Below are 18,837 nucleotides of genomic sequence, written 5' to 3'. Positions count from 1 at the left end.
CACCCGGGCGTGTCTCAGCCGGACGTTTTCCCGGCGCCCTCCCGGACGGCGGCCTCGACCTCCGCCACCCGCTCCGCCTCCTCGGCCGCGAACCGCTCGCGGTCCAGGGCCTCGGCGATCTCCTCGTCCTGGCTCATCAGCAGGTCCAGGTTGGAGTCGCCCATCTCGAAGACGCCCATGTCCAGGTACGCCCTCTGCAGCCGCTCACCCCACAGGCCGATGTCCTTCACGCACGGCACGATCCGGCTGAACAGCAGCCTGCGGAACAGGTGCAGGAATTCAGACTGCTCGCTGAGCTGCGCCGCCTCCTTCGCCGGGACGCCGAAGTTCTCCAGGACCTCCACCCCGAGCAGGCGGTCCCGCATCAGGTGGCAGCCCTCGATCACGAACTCCTCGCGCTCGCGCAGCTCGGCGTCCGTCAGCTGCTTGTAGTAGTCCCGCAGCGCCATCCGCCCGAAGGCCACGTGCCGGGCCTCGTCCTGCATCACGTAGGCCAGGAGCTGCTTCGGCAGCGGCTTGGTGGTCGTGTCGCGGATCATGCCGAAGGCGGCCAGCGCCAGTCCCTCGATCAGTACCTGCATGCCCAGGTACGGCATGTCCCAGCGGGAGTCGCGCAGGGTGTCGCCCAGCAGCCCCTGCAGGCTGTCGTTGATCGGGTACAGCATCCCGACCTTCTCGTGCAGGAAGCGCCCGAAGATCTCGGCGTGCCGGGCCTCGTCCATGGTCTGCGTGGCGGAGTAGAACTTCGCGTCCAGGTCCGGGACCGACTCCACGATGCGCGCCGCGCACACCATCGCGCCCTGCTCGCCGTGCAGGAACTGGCTGAAGTTCCAGGCGGTGTAGTGCCGGCGCAGCTCGCCCCGGTCCTTCGCGGTGAGCTTGGCCCAGTGCCGCGTCCCGTACAGCGGCAGGGCCTCGTCGGGGGTGCCCAGTGGATTGTACGGATCCACTTCGATGTCCCAGTCGATGCGCTTGCCGCCGTCCCACTGCTTGTCCTTGCCCTTCTGGTAGAGGGCGAGGAGTCGCTCGCGGCCGTCGTCGTACTCCCAGTTGAAGCGGGCGGAGCCGGAGGCGGGGACGCGCCAGACGGCCTCTCCCGGGTCCTCGGTGTAGAGCTCGTGCGTCGACACTGACGCCCCCTCGTCTCACGTACTGCCGTGCAGGACCGGACAGTTGGCAGCGTCACACGTTGGTAGACGCGGGGTCAACAAGTCGTGCGCGGGGGATTGACGACCTTGCTGACAAGCAGTCTCATAAGTGGTGACCCCCGGTAACTCGACGACGAGGTGTCCGAAGCCATGACGACCGTGACCGAACGAGCCGCGCTCAGGGACGCCCTCGGCCTGCTCAAGGACAGGGAGCAGATCGCCGAGCGCCTGCTCGAATCCTCGGCCAAGCACTCCTTCGACCCCGACAAGGAACTCGACTGGGACGCCCCCACGGTCGAGGGCAAGTACTACTGGCCGCCGGAACTGCTCTCCCTCTACGACACCCCGCTGTGGAAGAAGATGGGGGAGGAGCAGCGCATCGACCTCTCCCGCCACGAGGCGGCGGCGCTCGGCTCCCTCGGCATCTGGTTCGAGATCATCCTCATGCAGCTGATGGTCCGGCACATCTACGACAAGTCCCTGGCCAGCAACCACGTGCGATACGCGCTCACCGAGATCGCCGACGAGTGCCGTCACTCGATGATGTTCGCCCGCATGATCCAGAAGGCCGGCACCCCCGCCTACCCGGTCTCCCGCCTCAACCACAACCTCGCGCGGATCCTGAAGACGGTCTCCACCACCCCCGGCTCCTTCGCCTGCACCCTCCTCGGCGAGGAGATCCTCGACTGGATGCAGCGCCTGACCTTCCCGGACGAGCGCGTGCAGCCGCTGGTCCGCGGGGTCACCCGCATCCACGTCATCGAGGAGGCCCGGCATGTCCGGTACGCCCGCGAGGAACTGCGCCGCCAGATGGTGACGGCCCCGCGCTGGGAGCAGGAACTCACCCGGATCAGCTGCGGCGAGGCCGCCCGCGTCTTCTCCCTCGCCTTCGTGAACCCGGGCGTCTACGACAACGTCGGCCTGGACCGCCGCGAAGCCGTCGCCCAGGTCAAGGCGAGTGGCCACCGGCGCGAGGTCATGCAGAGCGGCGCGAAGCGGCTCACCGACTTCCTCGACGACATCGGCGTCCTGCGGGGAGTCGGCCGCAAGCTGTGGAAGAGCTCGGGCCTCCTGGCGTAGGCCTCCCCGATCCGGGCTGATCGACGGGACACCACCCTGGACGGACCCCGCGGGGCTACCCTGCGGTCATGACCGTACGCGCGTACCGCAGGCTGAGCGTCGAGGAGCGGCGAGCCCAACTCCTCGACGCCGCCCTCTCGCTGTTCGCGCACCGGGCGCCGGAGGAGGTCTCGCTGGACGACGTCGCGGAGGCCGCCGGAGTCTCGCGCCCGCTCGTCTACCGCTACTTCCCGGGCGGCAAGCAGCAGCTGTACGAGGCCGCCCTGCGCTCGGCGGCGGACGTCCTCGAACTGTGCTTCGCCGAACCCCAGCAGGGGCCCCTGACCCGGCGCCTGTCCCGGGCCCTGGACCGCTACCTCGCCTTCGTCGACGAACACGACGCCGGCTTCGCCGCCCTCCTCCAGGGCGGCAGCGTGGTGGAGACCTCCCGCACGACGGCGACCGTGGACGGCATCCGCCGGGCCGCCGCGGACCAGATCCTCCTCCACCTGGGGGTCCCGGCACCCGGCCCCCGGCTGCGCATGATGGTCCGTACGTGGATCACGGCGGTCGAGGCGGCCTCCCTCATCTGGATCGACGAGGGCAAGCAACCGGAGGTCGGCTCCCTGCGGGACTGGCTGCTGGACCAGTTCATCGCCCTGCTGACGGCCACCGCGGCCACGGACCCCGAGACGGCGGCGGCCGCCCGCGCCGCCCTGGCCCTGGAATCGGCGGACGGCCCGGTCGGGGTCCTGGCCCGCCGCGTCATCCCGGTGGTCTCCGAGGCCGCCCACCTGCTGTGACACTGGTGGGGTGAGAAGCCAACCGACCCCGTTCGAGGGCGGCCCGATGGACGGCCGGGTCCTCCCGATCCTCCTCGGCCCGACCGGACACCCCCCGAAGTGGTACGAGATCCCCGTCCCGACACCGGACGGCCCGCCGACCGTGCTCCTGTACGAACGCGTCCCGTCGGGCTACTCGAAGCGGCTGGGCCTGCAGAAGGGCTGGAAGTACTGCCACGTCCCGGCGGGCTCGAAGCCGAAGATCCGCTGGCCCTGGACGAAACCCCCACGCGCCTGAGCCCCTGCCCCGGGACGCGGGGACACCGCCCTGGCACCCGCCCGGACTCCCGCCCCGGGCGCTGGCCCGGACCCCTGCCCCGGGCGCTGGCCCGGACCCCTGGGGCGCTGCCCCGGACCCCTGGGGCGCTGCCCCGACCTCATGGCCGTACGGGCGCGGGACCGGGCCCGCGGTTCGCCGGGCCCTGCGGTTGCGCGGGCACCCGTAGGATCTGCTCGCGCGTCGGCAGCATGGTGCGCTGCTTCTCGTCCCAGGACCAGGCGGTGATCAGCTCGTAGCCGCGGTTCCCGCTGGGCACCCGCAGGATCACGTCCAGCCCGGCCAGTTCCACCGAGATGACGGTCTCCGTCGTCGCCATGATCCGGTTGAGCCGCCCGTCCGGGTCCGCCGTGTACACGCTTACGGACATCATCTTGTCCGGGAACTCGATGCCGACGATCAGCTCGTCCTTGCCGTTGCCCGTGAGGTCCCGGTAGTACGGCGTCAGGACTGGGCACGACCCCGGCTCCGCACCGTCCTTTCCGCACGCGTTGATCGCGGCCGCGGTCTCGGCAGGCATCCCGTCCGCGCCGGACAGGGCCTTCGGATGGGCCCGCAGTTCCGCCTGGACGAGGGCCACCGGGTCGACGTCATGCACGTTCTGGTTCCGGACGGGCGGGAGCCCCTTGACGTACTCGGGCGGCGCGCCCCCGGGATCCGCGGGTGGGACGGTCGCCCCCCGCCGATCGGGCCACAGGTGTACGGGTCCGCTCGCGGTCGGGGTGGAGCCGGCGGCGACCAGCCCGCCGGTGTCCCCACAGCCCGCCAGCAGAGGCAGGACCGCAATCAGTGCGAGGGCGGGCAGGGCGTGGAGCGCGGCCGCACGGAAGCGAAACCTGCGAAGCCTGTTCACAGCCTCCTGTGCCCTTCCGTCCGCGCTACGACGACGACCCGATCACGCCAAGCCTATGCGGAGACAATCCCCTTTCAACCATGTTGGTGGATTGCGGCCGTTGAGACCTTGAAGCCGGCCGTTGAAGCCCTCGAAGCCCGGAAGGCGTCGAAGGCGAGGGCGTCGAGGGCGTCGGGTGCGTCGGGTGCGTCGGGTGCGTTTCAAGGGTGGGAGCGCGAGGTGTCAGCTGTCCGTGCGCCCTCGCCGCAGCATCGCGAAACCGAGCCCGGCGGCGCCGATCGCGGCGATGCCTCCGCCCGCCGCGAGCAGCAGCACGCCTTCGCCCGGCCCGTCGGCCAGCGTGCTCAGGCGTCGCCCGGCGGCGGACTCGGCGCCGAGGGCACGGGTGTCGCCGGCGGCCGCCTTCTGCGGAGCCGACGCCGGCACGACCTGCCCGCTGCGGGTCCCGGTCTTGTGTCCGTCGCCCGCGACGACGTGGCCGGCGCCCTGCGCCGGGGTGTCGCCCACCCAGGAGGTCAGCCGCCCGGACGAGTCCAGAGCGGCGTGCAGGTCCCCGGCGCCCCCGAAGCCGGTGACTCCGTCACGGCTGGTCAGCGTGGCGGCCTTGGCGCCGTCGGCGGTGAGGATCTCGGCCTGGTACCCGCCCCTGGCCGTCCGGTAGACCTTCGCCGTGGAGACCCCGTCCGCGAGGGAGAGGCTCTTGACCAGCGTCCGCTGCGGCGCCGAGGAGTGCGCGGCCGAGACCGCGGGCACCCCCTCGGCCAGCGCGGCGGCGGTGGGCAGCGCCAACAGGCTCCCGGCACATGCGGTCACGGCGGCGGCGCGAACGAGAGTGCGGCGGCTGACGGTGCTCACGGGAAGTCCTTCGGTGCGGGTCAGGGCCTGGCGCGTCCAGACGGGACAAAGCTAGGCGTCGGCCATTGCGGCCGAGCCCCGGACGTGTAACAGCGAAGTCGCAAGGTGCCGTCGGAGTCGTTACACGACCGAGGGATTGCCGTGCAGCGCCCCGGCTGCTCCCATGGACGGCGGGGGTGAGGGCGATGCGCGGACTCAAGGTACTGCCGAGCGGCCGGCCCGGCCGCGGCCGGCTGTACGTCAACCTGCCCGACGGGCAGGCGGTGGCCTGGTACGACCGGCAGGCCAACCGGATCAGCGTGCTCGCGGACGATCAGCGCGAGGCAATCCTGGCAGTGCTGCGCCCGTACCTGAGCGGGACCGTCTCGATCGGCCCGCCCCCGGTCCCGACCCCGGCCGACCTGCGGCGCCTCGCCCTGCCGCCGGACGCCGACCTGGCCCCGAACCGCCCGGGGGAGACCCTGCTGGGCGAACTGGAACACGCCCCGGCGGGCACCCGGGCCCGGAACCGGCTGCGCCAGGACCTGACCGCACAGCAGCGGATCGGCGACGCCTTCGACGCCCTGGAGCCGGAAGGCTGGAGGACCTTGCACTGCGTCCCGCTCCCGGGCCTGGGCCGCATGGACCACCTGCTCATCGGCCCGGCCGGGATCTTCTGCGTCCGCACGGTCCCGAGCCGCCGCCAGCGCGCGGTGGTCGGCGACCTCCTGCTCACGGTCGGCCGTGCGGAACCCCGCCCGGACCCCCGCTGGATCCGCCGCGCGGCGGCCCGCACCGCCCTGGCCCTGGCCGCCGAGGTCACCCCGGCCCTGGCGGTGGTCGACGCCTCCCGCGTCGAAACGGCCCCGACCGTCCGCGACATACGCATCCTTCAGCCCCTGACGGCCACTTCGAACCTCAAGACGTCCCCCATCACACTCGAACCGCCGGACGTCGAAGCCCTGTTCGCCCAGGCCCGCGACACCAGAACCTGGCTGGACGACCCCCACCGCCGCCCACACCCCCGCCGCTAGGGCGTGTCCTTCGGATCGGGCCGGGCCGGCGCTGCCCGGCACCGCGCCCCGCGGCGTTGTCGGGGCTCGCAAGTGCGTCCAGTACGAAGCGAGCTCCTCCGCCTTGCGATGCACGGCACCCCACAACGCAGGCTCGGCCGACACGATCCGAAAGCCACGCGCCGGCCCTCCCTCGACCACCCGGCCACGCGCCCGCCCGGCCTGCCCGCCCTTCCCGTCAGGCGGAGGACCGCTTCCGTGGCGTCGCCGCCTTCTTCGCGGCCGCACCCGTCTTCTTCGCGGCCGCGGCCGCGGTTGTGGACTTGGCAGCTGACTTGGAAGTGGACTTGGAGGTGGACTTGGTCGCGGCCGAAGTGGACTTCGCCGCCGCCGACTTGCCCGTCGTGGCCTTCTTCTTCGATGTGGCCGACGCCGCCGTCTTCTTGGCCGAAGCCGCCGTCGACTTCTTCCCGCCCACCTCCTTCGGCGTCGCCGCAGCCGAGCTCGCAGTGGAGCCCGCGGCCGCCCGCTTGCGCCCGATCGGGGTCACCTCCGCCTCCGCCTCGGCCTCCACCTCGCCACCCTCCCCCCGCGAAGCCTTCGCCGCCCGCACGCTCTTCTCCAACGCCGCCATCAGGTCGATCACCTGCCCCCCGGCCGGCTGCACCACGGGCTCCGCCGGCTCGAACGCCCCACCCGCCTTCGCCGCGAGCATCGCCTCCACGGCGTCCCGGTAGTCATCGTGCAGCGACGCCATCTCCACCTCGCCCAGCGTCGCCATCAGCGCGTCGGCCAGGTCCAGTTCGGCGTCCCGCACCGACACCTCGACGTCCGGTGCCACGCCTTCCGGCGCCCGGATCTCGTCCGGCCACAACAGCCCGTGCATCGCGATCACGTCGTCGACGACCCGCAGCATGCCGAGCCGTTCCCGCCCCCGCAGCGCGTACTTGGCGATCGCGACCTTCCGGCTCCGCTTCAGCGCCTCCCGCAGCAGCGTGTACGGCTTCGCCGCCGTCGCCCCGTTCGCCGCGAGGTAGTACGCCGCGTCCATCTGCAGCGGATCGATCTCGTCCGCCGGCACGAACGACATGATCTCGATCGTCTTGGCGGTCGCGAGCGGCAGCTGCGCCAGGTCCTCATCGGTGATGGGGATGATCGACCCGTCGGCCTCCTCGTACCCCTTGCCGATCTCGGCGCTCGGCACCTCCTCGCCGTCCAGCTCGCACACCTTGCGGTAGCGGACCCGACCGCCGTCGGCGAGGTGGATCTGGCGGAAGGAGATCGAGTGGCTCTCGGTCGCGTTCACCAGCTTGATCGGAATGCTGACCAGGCCGAAGGAGATCGCGCCGTTCCAGATGGATCGCATAGCCCGGTTCCTCCCGTTTCATGGCAGTCTCATCGTATGACGCCGATCACTTTGGTGGAGGGCCGTCGCATCGCGCTCAGCAATCTCGGCAAGGTCCTGTACCCGGAGACCGGTTTCACCAAGGGCGAGGTGCTGCACTACTACGCCACCGTCGCGGCCACCCTCCTGCCGCACATCCACAACCGCCCGGTGTCCTTCCTGCGCTATCCCGACGGACCCGAGGGGCAGCTCTTCTTCACGAAGAATCCGCCGCCCGGCACACCCGACTGGGTGACGACCACCCCCGTGCCCCGCTCCGACGAGCCCTCCGCCGAACAGGTGGTCGTCGCCGACCTGCCCTCCCTCATGTGGGCGGCCAACCTCGTCGTCGAGTTCCACACCCCCCAGTGGCCGGCCGGCAGCCCCGCCGTCGCCGACCGCCTGATCATCGACCTCGATCCCGGTCCGCCCGCCACCGTCGTCGAGTGCTGCACCGCCGCGCTCTGGCTGCGCGAGCGGCTCGCCGCCGACGGCCTCGACGCGTACGCCAAGACCTCCGGCTCCAAGGGCATGCACCTGGCGGTGTCGCTGGAGCCGACCCCGTCCGAGCGGGTGTCCGCGTACGCGAAGATGCTCGCCCAGGAGGCCGAGCGCGAGCTCTCCGAGCTCGTGGTGCATCGCATGGCCAAGGCCCTGCGCCCCGGCAAGGTCTTCGTCGACCACAGCCAGAACGCCGCCGCCAAGACCACCGCCGCGCCCTACACGCTGCGCGCGCGGGCCCGCCCGACCGTGTCCGCGCCCGTCTCCTGGGAGGAGGTCGAGGCCTGCCGGAGACCCGAGGACCTGGTCTTCCTCGCCGACGACATCGCGCCGCGCCTCGCCCGCGACGGGGACCTCTTCGGCCCGCTGACGGACCCCGACCACGCGGGGAGACTGCCCGGGAGGCGACGGTGATCCAGGTCGCGCTCGCCGCAGCCGTACGCACCCTGCCGCGCGGGGCGGGACTGGCGTACGAGCCGAAGTTCGACGGGCACCGCCTCGTCGTCCAGCGCTCGGCGACCGACGTGACCCTCCAGGCGCGTTCCGGCCGGATCGTGACCAGCGCCTTCCCCGATCTGGCGGCGGCCGCGCTGCAGTTGCCCGCCGGGACGGTCCTCGACGGGGAGGTCGTCGTCTGGAACGCGGGCCGCACGGACTTCGCGCTGGTCCAGCGACGGGCGGCGGCCACCGCGGCCCGGGCCGCGGTGCTCGCGCAGAGCCTGCCGGCCTCGTACGCCGCCTTCGACGTCCTGGAACTGGCCGGGCTCGACCTGCGCACCCGCCCGTACGAACGCCGCCGGGCGCTCCTGGTCGACCTGCTCCTCCCGCTGGGCCCACCCCTCCAGCCGGTGCCGATGACGACCGACCCGGAAGTAGCCGCGCTCTGGTACGAGACCCTTCCCGCCAGCGGCATCGAGGGCCTCGTCGTCAAGCGGCTGGACCAGACCTACCCGGCCGGGCGGCGCGGCTGGCAGAAGCTGCGGCACACGGACGTCCGGGACGCGGCGGTGATCGGCTACACCGGCACCCCGCGCCGACCGCTCGCCCTGGTGCTCGTGCTGCCGGTCGGGGACGAGACCCCGCTCGTGTCGAGCCCGCTGAGCGCGGCGCTGCGCGCGGAGGTCGCGTCGGAGCTGGCCTCACGCGGGACGCCCGCCCCGCCCACGGAGACGATCACGGCCATCGGACTGGGGGAGGTGCCCTTCCGTCCTCTCGACCCACCCCTCACGGCGGAGGTCCGGCACGCCTCGACCCGTCACCCGCCGCCGGAGGTCCTCCGGCTGCGAACGGACCTCTGACCCGTGCGGAAGGCACGGGCCAGTTCGGGCGGCGGCCCGGCGGCCCGGGGGCCCGGCGGCCCGGGGGCCCGGCGGCCCGGGGGCCCGGCGGCCGGTGGGCCGGTGGGGCGGGACGTCAGGGCGTCAGGAGTGCGCGCCACGCCCAGCGTCCGGGGGCGCCCCGGGCTGGGGGTGCGGACCGGGCCCCTCGACGTGCTTGTACCCGGACTCGCGCTCGGCCCGGACGTCGTCCGGGTGGCTGGAGGTGGTGGATCCGAAGTTTCCGTACCCCTGCATCTCGTGGGGCCTCAGCCCGTCCTTGGGGAACTCCACGGGGTCCCGCTCCTCGCGTACCTCGTGGACCGCCCCGCCGTCGGGCAGATGCGGCTGGTCCTCGACGGCGGGCGGTGGCGGCTCCTTCGCCCGAACCCGCTGCCCCAGCTTGAAGCCGCCGAGCAACATGCCGACGACGGCCAGTCCGGCGAACAGGAACCACGCGATGTCGGTGAGGATCGCGTCCACACTCAGGATCGTGTCCATACGCCCAGTTTCGCGCACTCAATCCCGATATGCGCACTTCCATCCAGAACCCTGTCACCCTGTGCCGCTCAAGACCCGGATCCCAGGCCCCCCACCCCCCACGCCGACGGCCGAATGGCCCAACGCACGGTCACTGCGGCGGGGCGTGGTCGGACGGCGACAGCTGGCGGCTCGGCGGATCAGGGGACAGGCAACCAGGCATCCGGCGCCCCGGCACACCGACGGGCAGCGCCCAGGTGCACCGGCGCCCGCCCCGGCGCACCAGACAGCCGGCGGGCCCGAGACAGGGCGGCCAGCCGATCGGCGAAACGGGTTCCAGCCCGACCGGCGGTCCCCGGGCGCCGGCCCCAGGAACCGCCGGTCGGCGCAGGGAGCAGCAGACCGGCTGCCGCGTAGACAGGGACCGGCAACGCGGCCGGCGAGCGACCGAACGACCGAACGGCCGAGCGACCGAGGACCGGGCCTCCGCGGCCTCAGCGACCAGGAGGACCCGCCCAGCCCCCAGCGGAGGAAGCCGACCGGCCAGCCGGTCGGACTCTCCCGGGATACCGCAGGGGCGTCGGCTCGGCTACGGGTTGAGCGGCCCCTCCGCGTCCCGCAGCGCGCCGGCCGTGCGTGCCCCCAGCACCCCCAGGATCTCGGCGCAGATCGCCAGCGCGGTCTCCGCGGGGGTACGGGCGCCGAGGTCCAGGCCGATCGGGCCGTGAACAAGGGCCAGCTGAGCCTCGCCCACCCCCGCGGTGATCAATCCCTCCCGGCGCCGCGCCGTCGTACGCCGCGATCCGAGCGCCCCGATGTACGGAACCCCCGCGGCCAGCGCGTCCCGCAGCGTCGGCACGTCGAACTCCTCGTCGTGGCTCAGCATGACCACGCACGCGGCGTCCCGGCGCGCCTCGATCGCCTTGGCGGCCTCCTCCCGGCTGGTGACCAGTACGGCCTCCCATCCCAGCAGCAGCGCCTGCCGCTCGATGATCTCGGCCAGTTCACCGCCCCCGCCGATGACCACGTACGGGGCGGACGGATACGCCTCGACCAGCACCAGCCCGGACTCCCCGTACAGCGCGTCCCGCCCGGCCCGCCGGGTGGCCAGCAGCTCCCCGGCCCGCCGCCCGGCATCGTCACGTACCGCGTCCGTAGCCCGTACGACCTCACTCGACGCCTGGTCGGCGGCCTCGTTCAACCGGGTCACCAACGCCACCCCGACCCCCTCACCGAGCAGCTCCCACCACTCGGCCGGGATCGCCGCGAGCGGCTGGATCAGCACCTCGGCCTGCCCGCCGCACGTCAGCTTCGCCGCCACGGCCTCGGCCCCGCGCACGGACACCTCGCACACCCGCGCCGTGGCCGCAGTCCCCGTGGCCCCAGTCCCCGTGGGCCCAGTACCCGTGACCCCGGCCCCCATGGCCCCGGCCTCGGCGACCAGCTCGGCGTCGAAGACCCCCCGGTACAGGGAGCCGACGCACTCCCCCCGCGCATCGACGAGCACGGCCCCGCCCGGATCCCGCGGCCCGAACCCCTGCTCGGTCACCGGCCGGGCCAGATACCCCGCCCGCCCCTCGGCCAGCCACTGCCGCGCCGTCTCCACCAGCTCACGCATCCGCCGCCCCATCCTCCTGCGAGCTACTCCCCGCAAAGCGCCAGGTCAACGGCACAATGCGGCCTGAGGAACCACCCTAAGCACGCCGCTTACCCCTACCCACCCCCCAAAACCCACAGACACCGCCCCGCCTCCCTCGTACAGACCACCGGAATACCGCCGTCGCCGGCACGACGGAAAATCGAGTGGACGGAGCGACCGTGTTGCGCGGACGCCGCCGGAACCACCGCGGCGCAGCGAAAGGGAACCGACCGAACCGTGAAGACCTCCAAGCGCACCTTCCAGTCGCTGTCGGTGCGCAACTTCCGGCTGTTCGTCCTCGGGCAGCTCCTGTCGGTGACGTGCACCTGGATGATGGTCATCGCGCAGGACTGGCTGGTGCTGGAACTGTCGGGGGACTCGGCGACGGCCCTGGGCGTTGTGACGGCGATGCAGTTCACGCCCGTACTCCTGCTGACCCTGTACGGGGGCCGGCTGGCGGACCGCTACGACAAACGGCGCATCCTGCTGCTCGCGAACCTGGCATCGGGGGTCCTCGCGCTGGTCCTGGGACTGTGGTTGCTCATCGGCGACGTGCGGCTGTGGCACATCTGGATCTTCGCGCTCGCCCTCGGCACGGTGAACTCGGTGGAGGCGCCCACCCGCATCTCCTTCGTGAGCGAGATGGTGGGCACCGAGCTGCTGCCCAACGCGTCGGCGATGAGCGCGGCGTACTTCAACGTCGCACGCGTCGTCGGTCCGGCGATCGCGGGCTTCCTCATCGCCCGCCTCGACGTGGCGGCGGTCGTCCTGATCAACGCCGTCAGCTACCTGGGGACGGTGGTGAGCGTGGCCCTGATGCGGCCGTCGGAACTCCACCGGGCGGCCGTGCGACCGCGCAAGGCCGGGGTCGTGGACGGCCTCCGCTACATCGGCGGGCGCCCCGACCTCATCCTGCCGATGGCGCTGGTAGGCGTACTCGGCCTGGTCGGCTTCACCTTCCAGCTCACGCTTCCCCTCCTGGCCAAGACGGAGTTCCACACCGACTCGACCGCCTTCGGGCTGCTGAGCAGCTCGCTGGCGGCGGGTTCCCTGCTGGCGGCCTTCGTGACCACCGCGCGGCGCGGTCGTCCCACGGCGCTCGTCGTGACCGGCTCGGCGCTGGCGTTCGGAGCGCTGGAGGCCGTCACGGGCCTCGCCCCGACCCTGCCCGCGGCCTGCGTCCTCCTCGCTCTCACGGGCTTCGCGATGATGTATTTCGCGCAGGCCTCCAACCATCGCGTCCAGCTCGGTTCGGACCCCGCCTACCGGGGCCGCGTGATGGCCCTCTACACGCTGATCTTCCAGGGCACGACCCCCCTGGCCGCCCTCCTGACCGGCTTCCTCTCGGAACACTGGGGCCCCCGCTGGGCCCTGTACACGGGCGGCCTGATCTCCCTGACGGCAGCGGCCGCCGCCCTCCCCTTCACCCGGCGATCAGCCCGCACGCCCCCGTCGGCGGACGACCCCAACCCCCCAGCCACACCTACCGGTTCCCACCGTTCCCCAGTCCACACCCCGCACCCGAAAGACCCGATGTCGTAGGGCCCGTCGAGGAGCGGCCACGCCGACCGGCCGCCCGTCCCGATCTCGCCGACCGGAGCAGGGCGGCTGTGCTGCGCCGCCGGGCTCCGCGGATGGCTGCCGCCAACACCACTTGTCCTTGATCGGGACTCGTTTCCCGCCCGGGCCGAAGAGCGTCTGCCCCTCAGTCGCGTCCCCCTCAAGAGAGGCCAATGGCTGTGCCAGCTCTGCGGTATGACGTCATCGGCCGCAACCTTCCCCAAGCTGTTCGCCGGGACCGCGAGCTGCTCCACAGCGTGGGAAGTACTGCTCAATCTGTACGCGAGCGCCTCGACGGCGGCCAGGAGGTGCCCTACCGCCGCGCGAGCACGCGGGTTCACGAGCGAGTGGCGATCCGCTGCGGTCCCTGGACCGGTCGGGAGCCCCCTGTGTCTCCCAAGATCCTCTCCCGCGAATAGTCCACAAACTCTGGCCTGAGGTTGCACAGGGTGGCAGTTGGCCGCACATACGCGAAGACCCCGGCTTCAGCGTTCGCTGATGGCGGGGTCTTTGGGCACTTCCTGCGAAGTGCCCCCGGCAGGATTCGCACCTGCGCACACGGCTCCGGAGGCCCCGCGCGGCCGCGGCATTCCAGCAGGTCAAGGGCTTTGATCCGGTTGGCGACGCCTGTCCAGTCCACGAGTAGGTCGCTAAGTCATGTTCTGGTCGGCGATGCGCGTACCTGCATACGATCAACGCGATGTTGCTGGTATCCCAGTCACAGCTCCCGCCGCGGCCCATTTGTAAATCAAAGGAACGGATCTACATCAGAATCCTCCATTGGGGCGTTCTGGCGATCTCGCAGCATAGAAAGCCCCTCGGCCCCCATAGCGAATGTCACGTTAGAGTCTGCGGTTATGGCTTCTTGTAGCTCTATTCTCCCGCCGAAACTTTTTGGTGAAACATCCGGGAGGGTAAGGAAGATGCTTACGCCGACAGAAGATCCTTCTCGCGCGATACGCTGACTCAGGAGTGAAGCCTCGTCGCTTATGGTGAATAGGTGTTGAGCCTCCTCGATAGCCACAAGGATGGCCGGAAACTCGGCGGTTGGCTCACCGTAATCGCCCTTCTTGGTTCGCGTCTCCATGACGCCGACCGCAGCCTTAAGGATGTTAAGGGAGCGCTCTAGGTCATTTCCTGAGAACCAGTCGATGGCGCCAGATTTTCGTAGGGGTTTGAAATGTTTCTGGCTTGGTGCCCAATCCATGAGCCACAGGACGTATTTCCCGCTCATTAGTGCACCAAGGAGAATTATTGTTAGCGAGTTACTTTTCCCGACATTCCTCCCTCCGGCAATAACTCCGTGAGTTACGCCGCGGCCGGGCCTGTGGAGCGGAATCTGTACCAGCGTGCCATCGCGGTACTTTCCGGTCGTCACCATCCCCGTTTCGGGATCATATAGCGGGACCGATGGGTCGAGAGGGAGTGTTTCGGTATGGAATCCATCCTGGGATTCGATATAGCGCCAGTATCGCGCGGCCTCGTGATCCCCTATCTCTAGATAAATGGACGCGAGGTTTGATGCGGCGCTCCCGTTGCCGCTTTCGGCGAGCGGTTCCCACGCGGCAATCGCGTAATCGTTTTCCCCGGCCATGTACGCGCGCATACCTATAAGCCATCGGTCATCGTCGTCCGGGCACAGGTTTAACGCTTCATTCCAGATTGATTTCGGAATGTCGCGCCGGTTGGCTTTGTCGCGAGATATGGCATCAGGGAGGTAGTCGAATGCGCGCCACGTGCCTTCGTCTTCGCCTGGAACGAGCAGTCCAGAAACTCCGTACTGAACATCTGTAGCCCATTTTTTTGCGTCAGTCCAGCTCTCCGGGCGCAGCGTTGCGCTGGGGAGATACTGAAAATGCAATTCCTCTAGCACTTCAAGGTCCACGGCTGCATTGAATCCCGCACGCGCGAGATCGACGCTCGCCTGAACAAGGGCAGCCCCTCTTGGATTCCCGCCCACTCTCTCGGCGCTGCGCCATGTTTTCATCAAAGCGGGGCCAGCTGCCAGATATTCGGATATGCCGAATGTGGCGCTATGCGTGATTGCTTCAGCCAGTCGGTCATCTGAAACCCTAGAGGCCCTTCGGATTTCATTGCTGCTCCAAAGTCGGGCAATCCGTATGGGTGTCACTGCCCTCAGGAGTCTGTTCCCGATCTGGAGAGATGATTCTTTCGTTTTATCTTGCTTCGGGTTTGAGTAGGTTTCAAATAGGTCGTCCTGCATAGTGGCGACGACCGCTACCTTCATCCTCGCCAGGGCGGCTAGGAGGGAGGTGTTCATTCCCTCCTGACCAAGGAAACCTTCCAAATCGTCAAGCCACACAAGGAATTTTCCGCTCGGGGTGGAGCGCAGGAGATCCATCACGGGCGTAAGGCGAGAACCGCGAGCAGGCGCATATATTGCATGGTTCGGCATGCATCGCTGGATTCCATGGAACGCTGTCCTGGTTTTGCCGGAAGTTGAATCGCCGGTCAGTAGAACCATGCCGCCGTGAGTGGCGGCACGTTTCATCTGCGTTGCGACTTCTTTATCTGTGTCGCGCAGGATGTAGGGAGGCAATTTGGCCTGGCCGTCCAGAGCGCGTGCCTTGTGCACGCCCATGGTCAGCGCATCGACTTCGTGCACCCGTGGCCAGTCGGCAACCTTTGGAGCCGTTTCACCATCTAGTGAAATATGTATCTGGGGATTGGTGATGATTGGAGCCAGTGCGTCTCCGCCTATGGCGACTGAGGCATCCCCCGATGCAAGTATCTCTTTTCGTCGCATCGTGCGCCTCAGTTGGATGTGTCGGATTCGCTAGAGACGTCACCAATCGCGTCTCCGCCGATCGCGATACTCCCCGGGCCTGCTGATCGGATTCCCTCGGTCCCGGGACCTGGCAAGTTTTGAGTCACTGAGCCGCGCACCCGAGTCTTCACGTTCCCGTGAGTAGAACCTCCGACAGCTACGCTTCCAGCACCATCTGCTGCCACGGTCACACCATGTCCCTCGGGCTTCGTGAGCCACACCTGTGCGCCAACGCCCAGGATGACTAGGGCGCCAAGGGACACCCACCAAGCAAGCCCCGTCTGGTCTGTTGCTACGTTCGTAACTACGCCTATTGTGGCGGCAATTACTACCGATGCCCCAGCGATGAGACCACGCTTCAAGGACATTGACACAGGCCCTCCTCCTAGCAACGCTGCTGTCTGAAGGATCACGGTATCGCTCTATGCCCCCCATGCCTACGGTGCTTTGAGGCGTCACCGGCGCCGAGGAGGCCTCTAGGTGCCCGCGAGTAGCAGATCCGGGATGACAGCCCCCACCCCGAACCACAACGAAGCCGCGGCCGCACGACTGGCGCCCGCATCCCAGAGCCAAAGCGCCCCCGCCGGAGGCATCAGTTCTGACGGCAGCTCACCGATCAGGCCGGGCTCGTCCAGCCCATCAAGTCCGTAGCCACTGGCGCGCGGCCGGCGTCCCGGGCTGGAGCGGGGCGCAGAGCAGGAGCGCAGGCCCCGGGGTGACCGGCGGGCGACGCCGCCTTGGCGGCGGAGCGCCCTCGATGAAGTGGGGAAAGTTGTACCGCGTGGGCGCTCTTGTGGCTCTCCTGGTCCGCTGCTGCCATGGCGTGAGCGTCGCTGTGAGCATCAGGGGGGATGAATGGACGAGCTGCGGGCCACTTCGTGGAAGCGGTACGGACATGACCGTCTGTACGTGAACCTGCCGGACGGTACAACGGTGGCGTGGGCGGACCGTACGACCGGAGAGATCACGTTCTTACGTACCGGCTACCAGGACGCCGTCGTGGATGCGCTGGCTCGCCAGGGGGCTTACGTGCCATCGCCTTCTCCGGACGTCGCTTCTGGGCCGACACTGCCTCCCCTGACGCCAGAGAACGATCTCACTTCGAACCGTCCCGGTGAGGAGTTGCGGAAGCGACTTGCCGACACTGGACCGGGCCTCCTGGGGCGCATGCTTGCCCGGATGCTCCGACGTCGGCCCGACGGGGACTCATGGCGGACAGGATTGGTCGGCGAGCGCCGAGTTGGAGATGAACTGGAGCGACTGACGCGCCAGGGGTGGCGTGTGCTGCACTCTGTTCCCTTGCCGCGCCAGGTGGACATCGATCACCTGCTGATAGGTCCTGGTGGAGTCTTCGCCATCAATACCAAGCGCCATCCGCAGAAGACTGTCTGGGTCGGGGACGACATGGTGAAGGTCAACGGCGGTAAGGCCCAGCCGTATGGGATCAAGAGTCGGGCAGAGGCCAAACGTGCGCGCAAAGTGTTGGAGAAGCACTGCGACTTCGCTGTACCTGTCGAACCGGTCTTGGTCTTCGTCGATGTCCTCAGGGTCGACGTAGTCGCCACGCGGGTTACGGTCCGTGTCTACCAGGAACGGGAGGTCTCGGCTTTGGTGCCGCTGTCGGGAGTATTCACTGCTCCTCAAGTCGAGCAGATCTACGGCGTCGCCCGGGACCGGCGAGCGTGGCTCGACGCCTGACCGGGGTGGTCAGTGCGCCGAGATCAGCCGCATGCCGTCGTGGCTGCGGGCGTGGGGGCCCCGTCGTCCAGGGCGTCCAGGAGGGGGATCGCGAAGACCTCGGACATCTGCTCGGACACCTCCTCAGCGGTGAGCCACGCGACTGCGGTCGATTCCTCAGAGGTGCGCGTGGGGGCTCCTCCTCCACGTACTACCGGGCCTAGAAGGAGCCCGCGTGCTCGCGCTGCCGCCGGCCGTGGCTGCCGCGCCGCTCGCGCAGCCCTATAACCTCCGGCACTCGGCGCTCTCGACATGGCTCATTGCCGGGGTCGACCCGACCGAGGTCGCCGAGCGTGCGGGCAACGGCATGGAGGTGCTGCTCAGTCGGTACGCGAAGTGCCTGGACGGGCGCCGGGAGGTGGCCAACCGTCGGATCGAAGATCTGCTGCGTGAGTACGAGTGATCGCGAGTGAGTGGCGATACGCTGCGAGGCCCCTGGACCTGTCCGGGGGCCTTCGGTGCTTCCTGAGCTGACCTGGGACGATCCGTCAAGATCCTGTCCACGAATAGTCCACAGGATCTGACATACGGGTGCGCAGGGCGGCAGTTGGCTGCACATACGCGAAGACCCCGTCCTCAGCGTTTCGGCTGGTGGCGGGGTCTTGTGACACTTACACGGTAAGTGCCCCCGGCAGGATTCGAACCTGCGCACACGGCTCCGGAGGCCGTTGCTCTATCCCCTGAGCTACGGGGGCGCGTCGTTCGCTGTGCGGCGACGGGTTGAACACTACCAGCTTCCGTGGGGTGATCAGGAACCTGTTTCCGGGGGAGGAGGGGGTGGGTCGCCCGCAGGGGGTGGAAGTGGCAAAAACCCGGACGCGGGGGCTCGGCTCGACCTACTCTCGAGTTGTGCCAGGCGCCTCTGGCCGGGTGCTTGTTGTCGACGACAACAAGGTCATCCGGCAGCTGATCAAGGTCAATCTCGAGCTGGAGGGCTTCGAGGTCGTGACCGCGAACGATGGTGCCGAGTGTCTGGACGTCGTGCACCGCGTGTCCCCTGATGTGATCACGCTTGATGTGGTCATGCCCCGGCTGGACGGGTTCGGGACCGCCGCGCAGTTGCGGGCCGATCCGCGGACCAGCGCGGTGCCCGTGGCCATCGTGAGCGCCTGCACGCTGCAGGAGGTGGAGGCCGGGATCGCGGCCGGCGTGGACGCCTTCATCGCGAAGCCCTTCGAGCCCGCCGAGCTGGTGCGGGTCGTGCACCGGCTGGTCGAGCGCAAGGACCGGCGTGACGGGAGGAAAGGGGCGCCCGCCGGGAGGGGGAGGTAGGCCTCGGACGAACCTCGACGTGTGAGGAGCGATCCGGTCCCATCCCAGCCCCCACCCACATGCCCGACTGCATGCATGCCTGTTCCTCTTTGCCTTCGTGCGTGTGCCCTTCAGGCCCGTGCGGGTGTCCGCCA

At 69.4% G+C, this 18,837-nt stretch carries 16 protein-coding genes, 1 tRNA gene and 2 pseudogenes; 10 read left to right on the top strand and 9 right to left on the bottom strand.

Annotated elements, in window-relative coordinates; genetic code table 11:
• Positions 1-14 precede the first annotated feature (14 nt).
• The gene (locus tag ACWGIF_RS02550) at positions 15-1,130 is read right to left on the bottom strand and encodes a ferritin-like domain-containing protein (RefSeq protein WP_453489857.1); all 1,116 of its coding nucleotides are present in this window, start codon (positions 1,128-1,130) and stop codon (positions 15-17) included.
• 168 nt (positions 1,131-1,298) lie between these two features.
• Here ACWGIF_RS02550 and ACWGIF_RS02545 point away from each other — a divergent pair, with 168 nt between their 5' ends.
• The 3 genes from ACWGIF_RS02545 (at position 1,299) to ACWGIF_RS02535 (ending at position 3,287) form a co-directional block, all read left to right on the top strand.
• The gene (locus ACWGIF_RS02545) at positions 1,299-2,228 is read left to right on the top strand and encodes an AurF N-oxygenase family protein (protein WP_453489854.1); all 930 of its coding nucleotides are present in this window, start codon (positions 1,299-1,301) and stop codon (positions 2,226-2,228) included.
• A 68-nt stretch (positions 2,229-2,296) separates the two neighbouring features.
• Positions 2,297-3,010: a TetR/AcrR family transcriptional regulator gene (locus ACWGIF_RS02540; RefSeq protein ID WP_453489851.1), complete on the top strand. Its 714-nt coding sequence runs from the start codon at positions 2,297-2,299 to the stop codon at positions 3,008-3,010.
• A gap of 10 nt (positions 3,011-3,020) precedes the next feature.
• A complete protein-coding gene (locus ACWGIF_RS02535; RefSeq protein ID WP_453489848.1) occupies positions 3,021-3,287 on the top strand; it encodes a hypothetical protein in 267 nt (88 codons plus the stop codon).
• Positions 3,288-3,426: 139 nt separating this feature from the next.
• On the opposite strand, the gene ACWGIF_RS02530 is transcribed toward ACWGIF_RS02535, so the two are convergent.
• Together ACWGIF_RS02530 and ACWGIF_RS02525 are read right to left on the bottom strand one after the other, a co-directional pair.
• On the bottom strand, positions 3,427-4,179 hold the full coding sequence (locus ACWGIF_RS02530) for a hypothetical protein (RefSeq protein WP_453489845.1): 753 nt from the start codon (positions 4,177-4,179) through the stop codon (positions 3,427-3,429).
• A gap of 222 nt (positions 4,180-4,401) precedes the next feature.
• Complete coding sequence (locus ACWGIF_RS02525) at positions 4,402-5,034, bottom strand: hypothetical protein (RefSeq protein ID WP_453489842.1); 633 nt, start codon at positions 5,032-5,034, stop codon at positions 4,402-4,404.
• A gap of 185 nt (positions 5,035-5,219) precedes the next feature.
• On the opposite strand from ACWGIF_RS02525, the gene ACWGIF_RS02520 reads away from it, so the two are divergent.
• Complete coding sequence (locus ACWGIF_RS02520) at positions 5,220-6,047, top strand: nuclease-related domain-containing protein (RefSeq protein ID WP_453489839.1); 828 nt, start codon at positions 5,220-5,222, stop codon at positions 6,045-6,047.
• 217 nt (positions 6,048-6,264) lie between these two features.
• Here ACWGIF_RS02520 and ku read toward each other — a convergent pair whose 3' ends face one another.
• A complete protein-coding gene (ku, locus tag ACWGIF_RS02515; RefSeq protein ID WP_453489836.1) occupies positions 6,265-7,392 on the bottom strand; it encodes a non-homologous end joining protein Ku in 1,128 nt (375 codons plus the stop codon).
• Between the two features lie 36 nt (positions 7,393-7,428).
• On the opposite strand from ku, the gene ligD reads away from it, so the two are divergent.
• Positions 7,429-8,325, top strand: coding sequence for a non-homologous end-joining DNA ligase (gene ligD / locus ACWGIF_RS02510; protein ID WP_453489833.1), 897 nt, complete (start codon positions 7,429-7,431; stop codon positions 8,323-8,325).
• Positions 8,325-9,209 carry an ATP-dependent DNA ligase gene (locus tag ACWGIF_RS02505; RefSeq protein WP_453490103.1) on the top strand — a complete coding sequence of 295 codons (885 nt, stop codon included), beginning with the start codon at positions 8,325-8,327 and terminating at the stop codon, positions 9,207-9,209. Before ligD ends, ACWGIF_RS02505 begins: the two co-directional genes overlap by 1 nt.
• A 123-nt stretch (positions 9,210-9,332) precedes the next feature.
• Here ACWGIF_RS02505 and ACWGIF_RS02500 read toward each other — a convergent pair whose 3' ends face one another.
• Positions 9,333-9,728 (bottom strand): DUF6479 family protein, encoded by a 396-nt coding sequence (locus ACWGIF_RS02500; protein ID WP_453489830.1) that lies wholly within the window; start codon positions 9,726-9,728, stop codon positions 9,333-9,335.
• Between the two features lie 568 nt (positions 9,729-10,296).
• Positions 10,297-11,325 carry an XdhC family protein gene (locus ACWGIF_RS02495; RefSeq protein ID WP_453489828.1) on the bottom strand — a complete coding sequence of 343 codons (1,029 nt, stop codon included), beginning with the start codon at positions 11,323-11,325 and terminating at the stop codon, positions 10,297-10,299.
• A 258-nt stretch (positions 11,326-11,583) separates the two neighbouring features.
• Here ACWGIF_RS02495 and ACWGIF_RS02490 point away from each other — a divergent pair, with 258 nt between their 5' ends.
• A complete protein-coding gene (locus tag ACWGIF_RS02490) occupies positions 11,584-12,888 on the top strand; it encodes an MFS transporter (protein ID WP_453489825.1) in 1,305 nt (434 codons plus the stop codon).
• 766 nt (positions 12,889-13,654) lie between these two features.
• Here the strand turns inward: ACWGIF_RS02490 and ACWGIF_RS02485 are convergent.
• On the bottom strand, positions 13,655-15,271 hold the full coding sequence (locus tag ACWGIF_RS02485; protein WP_453489822.1) for a tetratricopeptide repeat protein: 1,617 nt from the start codon (positions 15,269-15,271) through the stop codon (positions 13,655-13,657).
• A gap of 1,278 nt (positions 15,272-16,549) precedes the next feature.
• Here ACWGIF_RS02485 and ACWGIF_RS02480 point away from each other — a divergent pair.
• The gene (locus ACWGIF_RS02480) at positions 16,550-17,392 is read left to right on the top strand and encodes a nuclease-related domain-containing protein (protein ID WP_453489819.1); all 843 of its coding nucleotides are present in this window, start codon (positions 16,550-16,552) and stop codon (positions 17,390-17,392) included.
• A gap of 9 nt (positions 17,393-17,401) precedes the next feature.
• On the opposite strand, the pseudogene ACWGIF_RS02475 reads toward ACWGIF_RS02480, so the two are convergent.
• Positions 17,402-17,571, bottom strand: a pseudogene (locus tag ACWGIF_RS02475) (NUDIX hydrolase); the annotation flags it as partial.
• Here ACWGIF_RS02475 and ACWGIF_RS02470 point away from each other — a divergent pair.
• A pseudogene (locus ACWGIF_RS02470) lies at positions 17,563-17,834 on the top strand (tyrosine-type recombinase/integrase); the annotation flags it as partial. The pseudogenes ACWGIF_RS02475 and ACWGIF_RS02470 overlap by 9 nt on opposite strands.
• A gap of 220 nt (positions 17,835-18,054) precedes the next feature.
• Here ACWGIF_RS02470 and ACWGIF_RS02465 read toward each other — a convergent pair.
• Positions 18,055-18,126 (bottom strand) — tRNA-Arg (locus ACWGIF_RS02465).
• A 49-nt stretch (positions 18,127-18,175) separates the two neighbouring features.
• On the opposite strand from ACWGIF_RS02465, the gene ACWGIF_RS02460 reads away from it, so the two are divergent.
• Positions 18,176-18,703: a response regulator gene (locus ACWGIF_RS02460; protein WP_453489816.1), complete on the top strand. Its 528-nt coding sequence runs from the start codon at positions 18,176-18,178 to the stop codon at positions 18,701-18,703.
• Positions 18,704-18,837 lie beyond the last annotated feature (134 nt).

The organism is Streptomyces sp. NPDC054849 (genome assembly GCF_053610945.1).
This window is presented reverse-complemented; position numbering and strand designations above follow the sequence as displayed.